This window comes from Phenylobacterium soli, from assembly GCF_003254475.1.
Lineage (GTDB): Bacteria > Pseudomonadota > Alphaproteobacteria > Caulobacterales > Caulobacteraceae > Phenylobacterium > Phenylobacterium soli.
Genome location: NZ_QFYQ01000001.1, coordinates 2,327,022 through 2,343,271 on the forward strand (window position 1 = coordinate 2,327,022; position 16,250 = coordinate 2,343,271).

Sequence of the window (16,250 nt, forward strand, 5' to 3'; positions counted from 1 at the left end):
GCAGGCTCCCTTGCAACGGGGCGTCTTCATGGCCATTCCACGGGGCGCCGGCGGCGATCCGTCGCGCAAGCGGGAGATCAGAGTGGCCAAGGGCTTCATCGAACCCATCGAAAAGCCGAGACGCTTCTACAAGGCCGTCGAGGTGGTCCCGGAGGATGGCGGATTTGCGGTCAGGCTCGACGGCCGCGGCGTGCGCACGCCCAAGGGCGGCCGTCTGACCCTGCCCACCCGAGCGCTGGCCGACATGGTGGCGGAGGAGTGGGCGGCGCAGGGCGAGACCCTCGAAATCGCCGGCATGCACGCCACCCGTCTCGCCAACACCGCCATCGAATCGATCCCGCCGGCGCGCGCGGAGACGGCCGACGCGGTGGCGAGCTACGCCGCCTCGGACCTGATCTGCTACTTCGCCGAGGAGCCGGTGGCGCTCGTGGAGCGCCAGCAGGCCCACTGGGAGCCAGTGCTGACCCGCATCGAGGAAGAGGCGAAGGTCTCGTTCGTCCGCGCGGCTGGCATCGTCCACCAGGCGCAGCCGGAAGAAACCCTGGCCGAGGTGCGCGCGATCGCGCTGGCAGAGGGCGACTTCGGCCTCGCTGGCCTGGCGTTCGGCGCGGCCCTGTTCGGCTCGGCGATCCTGGCCATCGGCCTGCGCCGCGGCTGGCTGACCGGCGTCCAGGCCTTCGAACTCTCGCAGCTGGACGAGATCTGGCAGGCGGAGAAGTGGGGCGTCGACGAGGAGGCGGCCGAGCGCGCCGAGCGGCTCAAGGTCGAGGCGCTGATGCTCGAGCGGTGGTTCAGGGCGCTCCCAGACTGAGACTGGCCCGCGGCTTGCGCGGAAGGCTTCGAAGTTTCGGCGGTTGTGCCGAAACGGCTCGGAGCCCAGCGCGTGACCCGCATCGCGGCCATCAGCGTCCAGACCGTGATCCGCCCCGTGGCGGTGCGCGCGGCTGCGCCGGTGACGCCGGTGAAGGTCGAGCCTGTCCGCCCTGCCGCCGCCGAACGCAAGGCGCCGGGTCTGGCCCCCGAGGCGGCCAAGGTGGCGGCTCCGGCGATGGCGGCGCTGATCGCCCTCCAGCAGGACGCCCGCGGCCGCGGTCACGCGGATCCGCAGCCGGAGCATGGCCACGACGACCACCACGGTCATTCCGGTGGCCAGCCCACCCCGCCGCCCGTCGTCATTCCGCCCGTGGTGATTCCGCCGGTGGGCGGCCCTCCGGCGCAGGATCCGCCGCCGGTGAGCCAGCCGCCAGTCTCGGAGCCTCCTGGGCCGCGGCCCGTCCCGACGCCGGTGGTGGCCGCCGATCCGGCCGCCGCCAGCCGCGCTCAGGCCATGATCGGCAAGGTGCTGGCCGAGGGCAGCGTCTCGGAAGCGGCCCGCAGCGCCTTCGCCGCGGCCTCGGCCCAGCGGCATGCGGCGGCCACGGTCGCCCAGGGCCAGGCGGCTCTGGCCCTTCTCGTGGCTGCGCAGGCCGACATGACCTCGTTCCGCCAGCAGGCGGTCAGCCGTTACGAACAGGCGCGTCGCTCGGCCATCGGCTGAGTTCGGCTTTTCCCTGCCTCTGCGTGAGCTTGCGCGGGCGGGGCGCGGCGACTACCCCTTCGCCGACTGATTTCACCCAAAAGGGGTTCTGAGTGAAGGACATCCTGGAAGAGCTCGAGAAGCGCCGCGAGACGGCGCGCCTGGGCGGCGGCGAGCGGCGCATCGCCAGCCAGCACGCCAAGGGCAAGCTCACCGCCCGCGAGCGTATCGACCTGCTGCTGGACGAGGGGTCGTTCGAGGAGTTCGACATGTTCGTCGAGCACCGCGCGACCGACTTCGGCATGGCCGAGCAGAAGGTGCCCGGCGACGGCGTCGTCACCGGCTGGGGCCGCATCAACGGCCGGGTGGTGTTCGTCTTCTCGAAGGACTTCACCGTGTTCGGCGGCTCGCTGTCGAACGCCCACGCCCAGAAGATCGTCAAGGTGCAGCAGCAGGCCATGAAGGTGGGCGCTCCCATCATCGGTCTGTTCGACGCCGGTGGTGCGCGCATCCAGGAGGGCGTCGACGGCCTCGCCGGCTATGCCGACATCTTCCTGCAGAACACCCTGGCTTCGGGCGTCATCCCGCAGATCAGCGTCATCATGGGCCCGTGCGCCGGCGGCGACGTCTATTCGCCGGCGATCACCGACTTCATCTTCATGGTGAAGGACACGAGCTACATGTACGTGACCGGTCCCGACGTGGTGAAGACGGTCACCCACGAAGAGGTCAGCCACGAGGAGCTCGGCGGCTACCGGGTGCACGCGCTGAAGTCCGGCGTCGCCGACGGCGCCTTCGAGAACGATCTCGAGGCCCTGACCCAGGTCCGCCGCCTGATTGACTTCCTGCCGCTCTCCAATCGCGAGAAGCCGCCGGTCCGCGAGAGCTATGACGAGCCGTACCGGGACGAGCCCTCGCTCGACACCTTGGTGCCGGCCAATCCGAACAAGCCCTACGACATGAAGGAGCTGATCCTGAAGGTCGTCGACGAGCAGGACTTCTTCGAGATCTCGCCGGACTTCGCCAAGAACATCATCGTCGGCTTCGGGCGCCTCGACGGCCAGACGGTGGGCATCGTCGCCAACCAGCCGCAGGTGCTCGCCGGGGTGCTCGACATCGATTCCTCGCGCAAGGGTGCGCGGTTCGTGCGCTTCTGCGACGCCTTCGATATCCCGCTGGTGACCTTCGTCGACGTGCCCGGCTTCATGCCTGGCACCAAGCAGGAGCAGGGCGGCCTGATCCGCCACGGGGCGAAGCTGCTGTTCGCCTACGCCGAGGCCACCGTGCCGAAGATCACCCTGATCACGCGCAAGGCCTATGGCGGCGCCTACGACGTGATGAGCTCAAAGCATATCCGGGGCGACATCAATTACGCTTGGCCGACCGCCGAGATCGCCGTCATGGGCTCCAAGGGCGCGGTGGAGATCATCTTCCGTAACCAGAGCCCGGAGGAGCTGGTCGAGGCCGAGGCCGAGTACAAGGCCCGCTTCGCCAACCCCTTCGTGGCGGCGTCCCGCGGCTACATCGACGACGTGATCATGCCGCACGGCACCCGTCGCCGGATCGTCAAGGCGCTCAAGAACCTGGCCGGCAAGCAGCTCTCCAATCCCTGGAAGAAGCACGACAACATCCCCCTCTAGGGAAACCATCGGGGGGAACCGGAACCCCCTCCGCCCACCCGTGTTCTGCCGCTAGGGCGAGCTTGCGCCCGCAAGCCCAGCAGAACACGGAGGACCTCCCATGGCGGACAGGTGGATGGACGATCGCGACCGGCGGATGCGTGAGCGCGACTGGCGGCGGTCGGAAGACATGAACCGCGGCGGCGAAGGCCGCTATGCCCGCGGCGAGGATCGCAGCTTCGGCAGCGACGACGAGGACGAGCGCTACTACGGCGGCTCGGGCCAGGGGCGCGACCGGGTGTTCGGCGAACGCGACAGCGGCACGAGCTATGGCGGCGAGGACTTCGGCCGCGGCAGCCCGCGCTCCGGCGGCGGCGCCTATGGGGCCGGCGGTTCCTACGGCGGCGGCGAAAGCTATGGCCGCGGCGAAGGCCGCTTCTCAAGCGGGCGCGGCAGCGCCTATGGCGGACGTTCGATGTCCGGCGGCGGCCGCACCGGCTCCGGCCGCGGCGGCTGGCAGGACCGCGACTACGGCGGCGTGTCGCCGGCCATGGAGCACGGCGAGTACGACGCCGAGCGCCAGGCCGAGCGCTACGACCAGAACCATGGCGGCCGCAGCCGCTCCATGTCCGGCGGCCAGGGTGGCGGCCAGGGCGGACGCTTCTACGGCGACGCCGGCCGCGAGGCGATCTACCGCGAGGAATGGAGCCAGGGCCGGCGCGACTACGGCGCGGCGCCGCGCGGCTATGACGCCGACCGCGAGGACCATCGGCGCGGTCGCTTCGCCGAGGACTACTCCGGCGGCATGTTCGGCGGCGGCGACATGACCTCCGGCCGCCAAGCGAGCGGCACGTGGTCCGGCGGCACGGGCGGCTACGACTACGAGCGCGGCTATGGCGACGGCGGCCGCGGCTATTCCGAAGCTCGCTCGGGCGGCGGCATGGAGCGCCGCGACCGTGAGGACCGCAACGACCGCGGCGAGCGCTGGGAACAGCGGGGCCGCGAGATGGGCCAGGACACCGGCGACTTCTTCCGCCGCGCCGGCGAGCGTGTCGCCTCCTGGTTCGGCGGCGGCGAGCACGAGAGCGACCGCTATGGTCGCGACCGCGATCGTGACCGCGACTACCGCGGCATGGGACCGAAGGGCTACAAGCGCGCCGACGAGCGGATCAGCGACGAGGCGCACGAGCGGCTGACCGAGGACCCCTACGTCGACGCCAGCAACATCTCCGTCTCGGTCTCGGGCGGCGAGGTGACGCTGTCGGGCACCGTGGAGAGTCGTGAGGCCAAGCACCGAGCCGAGCGCTGCGTCGAGGACGTGTCCGGGGTCAACCACGTGCAGAACAACCTGCGCGTCGACCGCGGCAACGCCCTGACCAACCCCGGCTCCGGCTTCGGCGACAGCGTGCTCGATCACCAGATGCGCGGCGAGACCGGCGCCGGCGAGAAGCTGAGCGGCAACGCCCTGGCCGGCTCCGGCTCCTCGGCCGTGGGCGGGTCCGACGCCTCGAAGACCTCGGGCGCGTCCGCCGATACAGGCTCCAGCAGCGCCTCCGGCGCGAGTACCGGCGCGAGTACCGGCACGACCGGCGCCGCCGGCCGCACCGGCGGCGCGACCAGCACCGACGCGGGCAAGTCGCGCTAGCCCTATCGCTCCCCCGCGCGGGGACAAACTCTCGACCCCTCCCGGCGACGGGAGGGGTTTTTGTTGACGGCGGCGCGCTGGCGACTGTCCTCTGGCCAAGGTTGCGGCGGGGCAGGGACGGCGCATGTACGAAGGGCTGGAGGCGTTCGCGCCCTGGCTGGAGCGGTGGGAGCTGGAGGCGGACGGCTGGCCGTTCGGCACGCCCTACACCCGAAGCCTGCTGCTGCCGGTGCGCCGGGACGGCCGCGCCGCCATGCTCAAGCTCGCCGGAAACGCCGAGGAGGCGCGCGGCGGCGCCCTGATGGCCTGGTGGGCGGGGGGCGGCGCTGCGCCGGTTCTGGCGCAGGACGGGCCGGCCCTGCTTATGGCCCGGGCGGCGGATCCGGACGCCCTGCCGCGGATGGCCTTCCAGGGGCGCGAGACCGAGGCGATCGCCATCCTCTGCGAGACGGCCGCGGCGCTGCACGGCCACGCGGGAGAGCCGCCGTGCGAGCTCGTTCCTCTCCGGCGATGGTTCCGGGCGCTTGAGCAGCGCGCAGCGGAGGGCGGCCTATTCGGCGCCGCCTGGGCGGTCGCCCAGCCGCTGCTGGAGACGCCGCGCGACGTCGTTGTCCTGCATGGCGACATCACCCACGCCAATGTGCTGGATTTCGGCGCCGACGGCTGGCGGGCCATAGACCCGAAGGCGCTCCGTGGGGAGCGTGGCTACGACTACGCCAACCTGTTCCGCAGCCCGACGGTGGCGATGGCGACGCCGGAGCGCCTGCAGCGCCAGCTGGGAGAGGTGGCGGCCCTGGCGGGGCTCGAGCGCGAGCGCCTGCTGGGCTGGGTGATCGCCCACGCCGCCCTCGCGGCCGCCTGGTACGCCGAGGACGGCGGCGACGTGGCGCGGGCCTTGCCCTTCGTCACCATGGCCCTGGCGCAAAGCGCCGCTTAGGATGGCCGCGTGAACAGCCTCGCGGACGAGCTTCTGATCTCCACCGGCATGGTGACCTTCACGGTGGCGGTCCACCTGGTAGGGCTGTCCGTGCTGATCCAGCTGACCCGGCTGCACCTGACGCGCTTCGCCTGGCCCGTACAGGTGGACAGGTTCCTGGTGCCGGCCGGCATGGTGCTGGGGATTTTCGTCATCCACGGGGTGGAGATCTGGGGCTACGCCGCGCTCTACGACCTCGCCGGCGCCGCCCAAGGGCTGGAGGAGGCGCTCTACCTGTCGCTGGGCGCCTATTCGACGACGGGCTGGGTCGATGTGCACCTGCTGCCCGGCTGGCGGGTGGTGCTGAGCCTGGAGGCCATCAACGGCCTGCTGCTGGTCGGCTGGTCGACCGCCTTCTTCTTCCAGAACCTGACGCGGATCATGGTGACGGAGGAGAGCCATCCGTTGCCGGAGGGGGCCATCGCCCACGACGGGCCCGCGGCGCGGCGGAAGAACGTCCGGCCCTAGCTGGCCGTCGGGGCGCTCAGGGCCTCGTTGTCGCCGCGCCGGAGGGGATCGGGCAGGGGCTCGCCGTCGGGCGTGAATTCCAGGCTGACGGAGTTGATGCAGTAGCGCAGGCCTGTCGGCGGCGGCCCGTCCGGGAACACGTGGCCCTGGTGACTGTCGCAGCGGGCGCAGCGGGTCTCGACGCGGACCATGCCGTAGCTGGTGTCGCGCACGCCGACGACGTGAGCTTCATCGAACGGCGCCCAGAACGAAGGCCAGCCGGTGCCGCTCTCGAACTTGGTCTTGTGCCGGAACAGCGGCAGGCCGCAGAGGCGGCAGCCGTAGAGGCCGTTGTCCTTCTGATCGAGCAGGCCGCCGCAGAACGGCGCCTCGGTGCCGTGGTGCAGGAGGACGTCCGCCTCCTCGCGGGTGAGGGCCGCCTCCAGGCGCTGGCGCTCGTCGGGCGAGGGCGGGGTGAGGTCGAAGCCGGAGGGGGATCGCTGGGTCATGACGGCAATCTAGGGGCTGGGGGACGTGTGCGTAACCCTGCGTGAGAATTGCCAATCTGTGCGGGCGCGTCTAACGCGAAAGCCATGTTTTCGAAGATCCTGATCGCCAACCGCGGCGAGATCGCCGTGCGGATCATCAAGACCTGCCGCAAGCTGGGCATCGCCACAGTGGTGGTCTATTCCGAGGCCGACGCCGACTCCATGGCTGTGGAGATGGCCGACGAGGCCGTGTTCATTGGCCCGCCGCCCGCGGCGCAGTCCTATCTGGACGCGGCGAAGATCATCGACGCCTGCCAGAGGACGGGGGCGCAGGCCGTGCACCCGGGCTTCGGCTTCCTGTCGGAGAACGCCACCTTCGCCCGCGCGCTGGAATCCGAGGGCATCGTGTTCATCGGCCCGAACCCGCACGCCATCGAGGCGATGGGCGACAAGATCGAGTCGAAGAAGTTCGCCGCCAAGGCGGGCGTCTCGACCGTGCCGGGTCACGTCGGCGAGATCGACGACCCCGCCCACGCCATCAAGATCGCCGAGGAGATCGGCTATCCGGTGATGATCAAGGCCTCGGCCGGCGGCGGCGGCAAGGGCATCCGCGTCGCCTGGAACCGCAAGGACGTCGAAGAGGGCTTCCCGGCGGTCCGCGCCGAGGCCAAGGCGAGCTTCGGCGACGACCGGATCTTCATCGAGAAGTTCATCGAGAGCCCGCGCCACGTCGAGATCCAGGTGCTGGGCGACAAGCACGGCAACGTGGTCCACCTGTTCGAGCGCGAGTGCTCGATCCAGCGCCGGAACCAGAAGGTCATCGAGGAGGCTCCGAGCCCGCTGCTCGACGAGGCCACCCGCAACGCGATGGGCGAGCAGGCCGTCGCTCTTGCCAAGGCCGTCGGCTACGACAGCGCCGGCACCGTCGAGTTCGTCGCGGGCCAGGACAAGAGCTTCTTCTTCCTGGAGATGAACACCCGGCTGCAGGTGGAGCATCCGGTGACCGAGATGATCACCGGCGTCGACCTCGTCGAGCAGATGATCCGCTCGGCGGCGGGCCAGAAGCTGCCCTTCGCCCAGAAGGACCTGAAGATCACCGGCTGGGCCGTCGAGAGCCGGATCTACGCCGAGGATCCCTATCGCGGCTTCCTGCCCTCGATCGGGCGCCTGGTCCGCTACGATCCGCCTGCGGAAGGCGAGGCGCACGGCACGATCGTCCGCAACGACGCGGGCGTGCGCGAGGGCGACGAGATCTCGATGTTCTACGACCCGATGATCTCCAAGCTGTCGACCTGGGCGACGACCCGCGAGGCGGCGATCGACGCCATGGGCCGGGCCCTGGAGGACTTCCACATCGAGGGCCTGGGCCACAACGTGCCGTTCCTGGCCGCCGTGATGGACCAGGATCGGTTCCGGTCGGGCAAGCTCTCCACCAACTACATCAAGGACGAGTTCCCCGAGGGCTTCCACGGCACGGCGCCGACCGGCTTCCAGCGCGACGTCATGGCCGCGGTGGGCTGCGCCATGCACCGGGTGATGACCCGCCGCGCGGCGCCGCACCTGATGCGCGAGGACTGGGTGGTCGTGGAGAACGGGGATCGGCGCCAGGTGCGCGTCTCCAACGGCGACGATTCGCTGACCGTCGCCTTCCAGGACGACGGCCGCAGCCTGACCCTGACCGACGTCGACTGGCGTCCCGGCAAGCCGACCTTCGCCGGAAAGCTGAACGGCGAGGTCTTCACCGCGGCGGTGCGGCCGGCGGCCGAAGGCTTCGTGATCCGCCACCGGGCGGCGCAGGCCCATGTGCTGGTGCTGACGCCGCGCTCGGCCGAGCTGCACGAGAAGCTGCCGCCGAAGAAGGCCGCCGACACCTCCAAGATGGTGCTCTCGCCGATGCCGGGGCTGGTGGTCTCGCTCGACGTCACGGCCGGCCAGGAGGTTCGCGCCGGCGAGGCCGTGGCCGTCATCGAGGCGATGAAGATGCAGAACATCATCCGCGCCGAGCGCGACGGCACCGTGAAGGCGGTCAACGCCAAGGCCGGCGACAGCGTCGCCGCCGACGAGGTGCTGGTCGAGTTCGCCTAAAACCCCTCTATATTGCCGCGCTTCTGATCGGATTCTGGAGTCGGCATGCAGGGGCAGATGGACTGGAGCGAGCTGTTCTTCTCGGCCGCCGGACGCGCGCCGCGCGGGCCCTCGCTCATCGCAGCGGCCCTGCTGCTTGCCCTGGCTGTCGCCTATGAGGCGATCGTCGGCCCGACCCTCCACTGGCTGACCGGCTGGTTCGTCTATCCGGCCCTGTTCTTCTGCGGCTGCTGCGTGCTCTCCAAGCGGCTGCACGACCGCGGCCGCTCCGGCTGGTGGGCGGCGCTGATCCTGTTCGCGGTGGTGGCCGTCTGGCCGCGCCCCGACAGCTTCTTCGACTTCCTCTTCGCCCTGGTGCTGGTGTGGGCCGGCGTCGAACTCGGAGCCATGCCGGGCGAGACGGGCGCGAACCGATACGGGCCCAATCCGTTGCGCACGGCTGTGGCCGTCTAGAGCGCGCGAAGGCTTTCCCCGATGAAATTGAACTCCCTGACCACGCGGATCCTCGCGGGGCTGGTGGCGGGCCTGGTGCTGGGCGCGCTGCTGCCCGGCTTCCACCTGGCCGCCCAGGACCAGATCGTGCAGACCGCTGACGCGCTCGGCGGGGTCTGGCTGGACGCCCTGCGGATGACCATCATCCCGCTGGTCTTCGCCCTGCTGGTGGTCGGCGTGGCGCAACTCGCGGGCACGGTGCGGGCCGGCGGCTTCACCGTGCAGGTGCTGCTGGCCTTCGGGGGCTTGCTCATCCTCTCGACCGTGGTGGCGGTGGTGGCGACCTTCGCCCTGCTGCAGGTGTGGCCCGCGCCCGCCCAGGCGGCCCAGGCCCTGCGCGCCTCCGCGCACGGCGCGGCGACGACCCTGCCGGCCTCGCCGCCGTTCGGCGAGATGCTGCGCAATTTCGTGCCCGCCAATCCGATCCGGGCGGCCAGCGACGGCAACATGGCCGCCCTGGTGGTGTTCGCCCTGGTGTTCGGCATCGCCGCCACGCGGCTCGAGGAGCATCGGCGCGACGCCCTGTTCCGCTTCTTCGACGCCGTGCAGGCGGCGATGATGGTGATCGTCGGTTGGGTGCTGTGGGCCGGGCCCTTGGGCGTCTTCTTCCTCGCCCTGGTGGTGGGCGCCAAGACCGGCTTCGGGGCCGTGGGCGTGCTCGGCCAGTATGTGGTGGTGGTCTCGATCATGTGCCTGCTGGCCGGCGTGATCGGCCTGATCGTCGCCGTGGTTGGCGGGCGGGTCGCCCCGGGCAAGCTCATCGAGGCCCTGATCCCGGTGAGCGCCATGGCGATCTCGACCCAGTCCTCCCTGGCGTCCCTGCCGGTCATGCTGGAGGCCACGGAGAAGCTCGGCGTGCCGGAGCGGGTGAGGGGGCTCGTCCTGCCCATGGCGGTGGCGCTGTTCCGCATCACCAGCCCGGCCGGCAACATCGCCGTGGTGATCTATGGGGCGCACATCTACGGCGTGCCCCTCGACCTGCCGCACATCGCGGCCGGTGTCCTCGTGGCGGTGCTGGTCAGCCTGGCGGCCGTGGGCGTGGCGAGCTCGATCACCTTCTTCACGACGCTGGTGCCGATCTCGATGGTCATGGGCGCGCCGATGAACCTGCTGCCGCTGCTGATCGCGGTGGAGACCCTGCCGGACTTCTCGCGCACCATCGGCAACGTCTACGGCGATGTCGGGATCGCCAGCTGGGCGGCGCGCTGGACGCGCCGGCAGGCGCCGGCGGACGCCTAGAGCGGCGGCGCCGCGTCCTCGACCGCGCCGAACACCTCGCGGAACGCCGCCTTCAGGGCCGCGTCGGCCTCGTCCATGGTCACCGGCAGGCCGAGGTCGACGAGGCTCGTCACCCCATGCTCAGTCTGGCCGCAGGGCACGATGCCGGAGAAGTGGGAGAGGTCGGGTTCGACGTTCAGGGCGATGCCGTGGAAGGACACCCAGCGGCGCAGCTTTACCCCGATCGCGGCGATCTTGTCCTCGCGGGTCGGCGCGCCCGGCGCCTTGCGCTCCACCCACACCCCGACCCGGCCCTCGCGGATCTCGCCGCGGACGTTGAAGCGGGCGAGGGCGCCGATCAGCCAGGCCTCCAGGGCCGCGACGAAGGCGCGCACGTCGCGCCCGCGCCGTGTCAGGTCGAGCATGACGTAGGCCACCCGCTGGCCGGGGCCGTGGTAGGTGAACTGGCCGCCGCGGCCGCTCTGGAAGACCGGGAATCGCCCGGGCTCGAGGAGGTCCGTGGGCTTGGCCGATACGCCGGCCGTGTAGAGGGGCGGGTGCTCCAGCAGCCAGACGAGTTCGCCGGCCTTTCCCTCGGCGATCGCCGCGGCCCGGGCCTCCATGGCCGCCACCGCCGCCTCGTAGGGTACGAGCCCAGGGCTCACCGCCCAGCCGGCGGGCAGGGCGTCGTCGCGCGCAAAAAGCGGCGAAGCGTCGGCGTTTAACACCCGGTCAAGCATGATGGGCACAATGTGGGGCCTGGACGTGCTTCGCGCAAAGCGGAGGCGTGGGTTGGGTGCGGAGTTCTTGCGTGAGCCAGGTCAAGGCCGTCAACGTCGAGATCCAGGTGGTGCTGGGCCGTGCCAGCCTGCCCATGCAGCAGCTGCTGCGCATGGGCCGCGGCGCGGTGATTCCCCTCGACGCGACGGTGAACGAGGAAGTCTGGATCCTGGCCAACAACCACCCGGTCGCGCGCGGCGAGATCCAGATCAACGACGAGAAGATCTCCATCGCCGTGACCCGCGAAGCCAACGTCTACGACTTCATAGCGGGCGGCGGCGGAACCTGAACCTTCGCCTTGATGTGAAGGCCGCTTCACAAACCCCTCGGCGTTTGCTACCCCCCGCGCCTCACCACGAGCGGTCGTGGCGGAATTGGTAGACGCGCAGCGTTGAGGTCGCTGTGGGGCAACCCGTGGAAGTTCGAGTCTTCTCGACCGCACCAGTGAATCAGGTTCAGGGAATCCCTTAGGGAAACGTCGTCCGTCATAAGCCTCAGGGAGGGTCCTCGCATGAGCCGCGATCCGGACGACCTCGCCGAGCTGACGAAGACGGCCCCCGAGCTGAACAATCCCGAGACGGAAGAGGATCTGGAAGATCTCGCCCTTGGCGAGGACTACGCCCTCAACCCCGACTATGTGCCGATGGTCGCCGACGCGCTGGACCGCGGCGACGCCGAGCGCCTGCGCGAGCTGCTCTCGGCGCTGCGGCCCGAGGACGTGGCCGACCTGATGGGCTTCCTCTCGGCGGCGGACCGCGAGGAGTTGCTGCCGCACCTCGATCCCGAGACCCTGGGCGACGTCCTGGCCGAACTCGACTGGGAGATCCGCGACGACATCCTCGAGCACGTGCCCTCGGCGACCCTCGCCAAGGCGCTGGAGGAGATGGATTCGGACGACGCGGCCGACGTCGTCGACGACCTCGAGGAGGACAAGCGCGCCCAGGTCCTGGCCGCCATGCCCGAGGTCGAGCGGGCGGCGATCGAGACGACCCTGTCCTACGAGGAGGATTCGGCCGGCCGCCTGATGCAGCGCGAAGTGGTGGCCGCGCCGCAGTTCTGGACGGTCGGACAGACGATCGACCACCTCCGCCGCGAGAGCGAGGAGCTGCCGGAGCTGTTCTTCGACGTCTATGTGGTGGATCCGGCCTACAAGCCGGTGGGCGCCTGCCCGGTAAGCCATCTGCTGCGCACCAAGCGCGACACCCCGCTCGCCCAGATCATGGAGCAGGTGACGGAAATCCCGGTCGACATGGACCAGGAAGAGGTCGCCTACATCTTCAACAAGTACAACCTGATCTCCGCCCCGGTGGTGGAGCCGGGCGGCCGGCTCGTGGGCCAGATCACGGTCGACGACATCGTCGGCGTCATCCAGGAGGAGACCGAGGAGGACATCCTCGCCCTGGCCGGCGTCACCGACGCGGGCCGCGACGCGCGCCTGCCGGAGATCATCCGCTCGCGCCTGCCGTGGCTGGTGATCAACCTGATCACGGAATCGGTGGCGGTGACGGTGATCAGCCCCTTCCAGCAGATGGTGGCCCAGTTCGTGGCCCTGATCATGCTGATGCCGATCGTCTCCTCCCTGGGCGGCAACGCCGGCACCCAGGCCCTGACCGTCGCCGTGCGCGCCATCGCCAGCCGCGAGCTGTCGCCGGCCAACGCCTTGCGCGTGATCATGCGCGAGATCGCCGTCGGCCTCCTGAACGGGGCGGCGATGGGCTCGCTGCTCGGGATCGGCAGCTACTTCCTTTGGCACAACGCCAGGCTGGGGCTGGTCGTCGCCCTGGCGGTGCTCGCCAACTTCTTCGTCGCCGCCCTGGGCGGGATCATCGCGCCGATCATCCTCGACCGGACCGGACGCGACCCGGCGGTGTCGTCCTCGATCGTGGTCACCTTCATGACCGATTTCTTTGGATTCCTGGCGCTTCTGGGGATTGCCGCGCTGATCCTGCTGTAAATCGGCAAGGCCTAGGCTTTAGGCCCGCGTCTTGCCGCGTGAGGCGGGACGCGACCGCGTCTGTGTCAACTTGGGTCAGAGGGCATGAAGCCTCGCCACCGTGTCTCGAGGGCCGCGATCAACCTGATCACGCGCTTCGAGGGGTATCGCCGCAAGGCCGCCCAGCTGCCCGACGGGCGCTGGATGATCGGCTACGGCCATACGCTGACGGCGCGCGAGGGGGCTGAAGTCGGCGTGGAGGACGCCGAGGCGCTGCTGCTCTACGACCTGATCCAGGTGTCCCACGGGCTGAACGAGTGGATCTACGCCCCGCTCAACCAGAACCAGTTCGACGCCCTGGCTTCCTTCACCTTCAACATCGGCCTGGACAACTTCCGCCGGTCGACCGTGCTGAAGCGGCTGAACGAGGGGGCCGCGATCCAAGCCGCCTGCGCCATGGAGCTGTGGCGCAAGGCCGAGTTCGGCGGCGAGCGGATCGTCATCGACGCCCTGGTGCGCCGCCGGGCGAGCGAGAAGGCCCTGTTCCTGACGCCGCCGGACGGCTGGCCGACCGCGCCGAGCCCGGTGCTGCAGCCGCTGCTCGACGTCGACGCCGACGGGCTCGTGCCGCGCGAGCCGCCGGCCCCGGTGACCGCCGACCTGGCGGGCGAGGAGGTGCGCGTGCTGCGGGCCGACGAGCCGGCCCCGCCGCCCGTGCCGCCGGAGGACGAGGGGGCGAGCCCCGTGCTCGCCGCCGCCGAGGCGGTCGCCTCGCGCCTGCAGACCATCTTCGCCGAGCCGGCCGCCGAGGGCGCGGCCGAGGTCCCGGCGGAGGCTGACGAGCAGGAGCCTCAGAACATCCCGGCCGGCGAGGAATCGGACCTCGTGGCGCCCGAGGGCGAGACGCTCAACGCTGCGTCCGAGATCGCGGAGCCGGCGCCGGAGACCATTCCCGACGAGCCCTTCGCCCCCGAGATCGAGGCGGCGCTCGGCGGCCATCTGCTGGACGCGCCCGCGCCGGAAGAGCCGGCGGAGGCGCCCTCGGCGGCCAACGACGCCGAGGTCCATGCCGACACCCCGGCGGAAGAGCCGCAGAACGGCCACCGCGTGCTCATCGACGACACGGCGCCTTTCGAATTCACGGCCCCGATCGTCCAGCCGCTGAAGACCGAGACCCGCGGCGGGCCGGTGTCGCTCGCCGCCCTGGCGGTGATCGGGCTCGCCTTCTTCGGCGGCGGCGTCTTCTGGGCCCTCAACGCCCGCGGCGCGCCCCAGACGGGGATGGTCAATCCGCTGATCGTCGGCTGGCTGGCCGGCATCGCCGGCGTGGGCCTGTTCAGCGTCGCCGTCTTCCTGCTGCTGCAGCGGCTGGCGCGCGCCGACCGCTAGGCCCGCTCCAAAAGCCTTGGCCTCGCAAGGCAGGGGCGACGCGTGCTAGAGCGCGCCCATGATCCCCAATCACGGTCCCAATCTCGATTTCGGGCTGGGTGAGACCGCGGACGCCATCCGCGAGACCACGGCCCGTTTCGCCGCCGACAAGATCGCGCCCCTGGCGGCGCGGATCGATCAGGAGAACAGCTTCCCGCGCGAGCTCTGGCCCCAGATGGGTGAGCTCGGCCTGCACGGGGTGACGGTCGAGGAGGCCTATGGCGGTCTCGGGCTCGGCTACCTCGAGCACGTGGTGGCCATGGAGGAGGTCTCCCGGGCCTCGGCCTCGGTCGGCCTGTCCTACGGCGCGCACTCGAACCTCTGCGTGAACCAGATCCGCCGTTGGGGCACCGAGGAACAGAAGCGCAAGTACCTGCCCAAGCTGGTTTCCGGCGAATACGTCGGCTCGCTCGCGATGAGCGAGGCGGGCTCCGGCTCGGACGTGGTCTCCATGCGGCTGACCGCGCGGCGCACCGACCGCGGCTATGTGCTCAACGGCACGAAGTTCTGGATCACAAACGCGCCACACGCCGACGTGCTGGTGGTCTATGCCAAGACCGACCCGGAAGCCTCCAGCCGCGGCATCACGGCCTTCCTGATCGAGAAGGGCACGCCCGGTTTCTCGGTCAGCCAGAAGCTCGACAAGATGGGCATGCGCGGCTCGGACACCGCCGAGCTGGTGTTCGAGGACTGCGAGATCCCGGACGAGGCGGTCATGGGACCCGAGAACGGCGGCGTGGGCGTGCTGATGAGCGGGCTCGACTACGAGCGCGTGGTGCTCTCGGGCGGGCCGCTGGGCATCATGCAAGCCTGCCTCGACGTGGTCCTGCCCTACGTCCGTGAGCGCAAGCAGTTCGGCAAGCCGATCGGGACCTTCCAGCTCATGCAGGGCAAGGTGGCCGACATGTACGTCGCCCTGAACTCGGCGCGGGCCTACGTCTATTCGGTGGCCCGGGCCTGCGACGCCGGCCACACCACCCGCTTCGACGCCGCCGGCGCGATCCTCATGTCGAGCGAGAACGCCGTGAAGGTGGCGCTGGAGGCCATCCAGGCGCTGGGCGGGGCGGGCTACACCCGCGAATATCCGGTGGAGCGCTTCCTGCGCGACGCCAAGCTCTACGACATCGGCGCCGGCACCAACGAGATCCGCCGGTTCCTCATCGGACGGGAGCTGATCGGCGGATGAGACGGGCGGGGGCGCTTCTGCTGCTGACCATCGCGCTCGCCGGCTGCGCCGGGGCGGAGCGCGGCGCCTGTCCGCGCGGGCAGGAGCAGTTGCGTACCGCTCAGCTGTTCTTCGGCCGCAACATCGGCTCCAGGCCCGGGGTGTCCGACACCGAGTTCCGCAAGTTCGTCGACGAGGAGCTGACCCCGCGCTTCCCCGACGGGCTGACGGTGCTGGACGGCGGCGGCCAGTGGAAAGGCCAGGAGAACGCCCTGATCCGCGAGTCCTCGAAAGTGGTGTTGATCGTCCTGCCCAAGGGCAAGGACCAGACCGCGCGGCTGGAGGCGGCCAAGCAGGCCTACAAGGCGCGCTTCAAGCAGGACGCGGTGATGCTGATCACCCAGCCGGCCTGCGTGAGCTTCTAAGAGCCAAAGATAAAGGGAACTGGGGAAAAGGGC

16 protein-coding genes and 1 tRNA gene are annotated in these 16,250 nt (G+C 70.3%); 15 read left to right on the top strand and 2 right to left on the bottom strand.

Going from position 1 to position 16,250, the window contains the following annotated elements; translation table 11 throughout:
• Window positions 1-28 precede the first annotated feature (28 nt).
• The 6 genes from DJ017_RS11560 to DJ017_RS11585 all read left to right on the top strand — a co-directional run bounded on the left by DJ017_RS11560 (window position 29) and on the right by DJ017_RS11585 (window position 6,224).
• On the top strand, window positions 29-811 hold the full coding sequence (locus DJ017_RS11560; RefSeq protein ID WP_165830602.1) for an ATP12 family chaperone protein: 783 nt from the start codon (window positions 29-31) through the stop codon (window positions 809-811).
• Between the two features lie 72 nt (window positions 812-883).
• Window positions 884-1,537, top strand: coding sequence for a hypothetical protein (locus tag DJ017_RS11565; RefSeq protein ID WP_111528860.1), 654 nt, complete (start codon window positions 884-886; stop codon window positions 1,535-1,537).
• Window positions 1,538-1,629: 92 nt separating this feature from the next.
• Entirely contained in the window at window positions 1,630-3,156 is a 1,527-nt protein-coding gene (locus tag DJ017_RS11570) for an acyl-CoA carboxylase subunit beta (protein ID WP_111528861.1), read from the top strand.
• A gap of 100 nt (window positions 3,157-3,256) precedes the next feature.
• Window positions 3,257-4,780, top strand: a complete 1,524-nt coding sequence (locus DJ017_RS11575; protein WP_111528862.1) for a BON domain-containing protein — start codon at window positions 3,257-3,259, stop codon at window positions 4,778-4,780.
• A 124-nt stretch (window positions 4,781-4,904) separates the two neighbouring features.
• Window positions 4,905-5,717 carry an aminoglycoside phosphotransferase family protein gene (locus DJ017_RS11580; RefSeq protein ID WP_227000118.1) on the top strand — a complete coding sequence of 271 codons (813 nt, stop codon included), beginning with the start codon at window positions 4,905-4,907 and terminating at the stop codon, window positions 5,715-5,717.
• A gap of 9 nt (window positions 5,718-5,726) precedes the next feature.
• Window positions 5,727-6,224, top strand: a complete 498-nt coding sequence (locus DJ017_RS11585; protein ID WP_111528863.1) for a two pore domain potassium channel family protein — start codon at window positions 5,727-5,729, stop codon at window positions 6,222-6,224.
• Here the strand turns inward: DJ017_RS11585 and msrB are convergent.
• Window positions 6,221-6,712: a peptide-methionine (R)-S-oxide reductase MsrB gene (gene msrB / locus DJ017_RS11590; RefSeq protein WP_111528864.1), complete on the bottom strand. Its 492-nt coding sequence runs from the start codon at window positions 6,710-6,712 to the stop codon at window positions 6,221-6,223. The two genes, DJ017_RS11585 and msrB, sit on opposite strands and share 4 nt — an antisense overlap.
• Before the next feature lie 84 nt (window positions 6,713-6,796).
• Between msrB and DJ017_RS11595 the strand changes: the two genes are divergently transcribed.
• Genes DJ017_RS11595 through DJ017_RS11605 form a run of 3 tightly spaced genes read left to right on the top strand, consistent with a single transcriptional unit; the run spans window position 6,797 to window position 10,507 of the window.
• Window positions 6,797-8,776: an acetyl-CoA carboxylase biotin carboxylase subunit gene (locus DJ017_RS11595; protein ID WP_111528865.1), complete on the top strand. Its 1,980-nt coding sequence runs from the start codon at window positions 6,797-6,799 to the stop codon at window positions 8,774-8,776.
• Between the two features lie 45 nt (window positions 8,777-8,821).
• Window positions 8,822-9,229 (top strand): DUF805 domain-containing protein, encoded by a 408-nt coding sequence (locus DJ017_RS11600; RefSeq protein ID WP_111528866.1) that lies wholly within the window; start codon window positions 8,822-8,824, stop codon window positions 9,227-9,229.
• Between the two features lie 21 nt (window positions 9,230-9,250).
• Window positions 9,251-10,507: a dicarboxylate/amino acid:cation symporter gene (locus DJ017_RS11605; RefSeq protein ID WP_111528867.1), complete on the top strand. Its 1,257-nt coding sequence runs from the start codon at window positions 9,251-9,253 to the stop codon at window positions 10,505-10,507.
• Here DJ017_RS11605 and lipB read toward each other — a convergent pair.
• Complete coding sequence (gene lipB / locus DJ017_RS11610) at window positions 10,504-11,226, bottom strand: lipoyl(octanoyl) transferase LipB (protein ID WP_111528868.1); 723 nt, start codon at window positions 11,224-11,226, stop codon at window positions 10,504-10,506. The two genes, DJ017_RS11605 and lipB, sit on opposite strands and share 4 nt — an antisense overlap.
• A gap of 47 nt (window positions 11,227-11,273) precedes the next feature.
• Between lipB and DJ017_RS11615 the strand changes: the two genes are divergently transcribed.
• The 6 genes from DJ017_RS11615 (at window position 11,274) to DJ017_RS11640 (ending at window position 16,217) form a co-directional block, all read left to right on the top strand.
• Entirely contained in the window at window positions 11,274-11,555 is a 282-nt protein-coding gene (locus DJ017_RS11615; protein ID WP_227000119.1) for a FliM/FliN family flagellar motor switch protein, read from the top strand.
• Window positions 11,556-11,625: 70 nt separating this feature from the next.
• A tRNA-Leu gene (locus DJ017_RS11620) sits at window positions 11,626-11,710 on the top strand.
• 67 nt (window positions 11,711-11,777) lie between these two features.
• On the top strand, window positions 11,778-13,220 hold the full coding sequence (gene mgtE / locus DJ017_RS11625) for a magnesium transporter (protein ID WP_111528870.1): 1,443 nt from the start codon (window positions 11,778-11,780) through the stop codon (window positions 13,218-13,220).
• An 84-nt stretch (window positions 13,221-13,304) separates the two neighbouring features.
• Complete coding sequence (locus DJ017_RS11630; protein WP_111528871.1) at window positions 13,305-14,588, top strand: lysozyme; 1,284 nt, start codon at window positions 13,305-13,307, stop codon at window positions 14,586-14,588.
• Between the two features lie 58 nt (window positions 14,589-14,646).
• On the top strand, window positions 14,647-15,813 hold the full coding sequence (locus DJ017_RS11635; RefSeq protein WP_111528872.1) for an isovaleryl-CoA dehydrogenase: 1,167 nt from the start codon (window positions 14,647-14,649) through the stop codon (window positions 15,811-15,813).
• The gene (locus DJ017_RS11640; RefSeq protein ID WP_111528873.1) at window positions 15,810-16,217 is read left to right on the top strand and encodes a DUF3574 domain-containing protein; all 408 of its coding nucleotides are present in this window, start codon (window positions 15,810-15,812) and stop codon (window positions 16,215-16,217) included. Before DJ017_RS11635 ends, DJ017_RS11640 begins: the two co-directional genes overlap by 4 nt.
• The last annotated feature ends 33 nt before the right edge of the window (window positions 16,218-16,250 follow it).